Here is a 264-nt window from a genome sequence, read left to right as displayed (position 1 = left end):
TGCGCTCGAGAATGTGCTGGCGTTGACCCAGGTCTGGCCATCTGTTGAGGTCTGGAACGATCCGTGCGTAACGTTGATGACCGTAAAGACGAAGCTGGAGCTGTCCGGATCGGTAACAGCGATATTGCCGGAGCCAAACGAAACGGTGCCACCTTCGGCGACAGCAAGGGATGCAGCAGCGATCACCGGGGCATCGTTGACCGCCGCCAAATTGAGGCCGGCCGTCGAGCTCGAGGTCAGCGAGCCGTCGGAGGCGGTGTAGTT

The 264-nt window shown here is 60.6% G+C and carries 1 protein-coding gene; it reads right to left on the bottom strand.

Features of this window, described 5'->3' with window-relative positions; genetic code table 11:
* Positions 1-264 (bottom strand): Ig-like domain-containing protein (locus tag XI08_RS09715; RefSeq protein WP_271574250.1); only part of this gene is annotated, 264 nt, incomplete at both ends.

This window comes from Bradyrhizobium sp. CCBAU 11361, from assembly GCF_028128935.1.
Lineage (GTDB): Bacteria > Pseudomonadota > Alphaproteobacteria > Rhizobiales > Xanthobacteraceae > Bradyrhizobium > Bradyrhizobium niftali.
The sequence above is the reverse complement of the archived record's forward strand: the minus strand, read 5'-3'. Positions and strand labels throughout refer to the sequence as shown.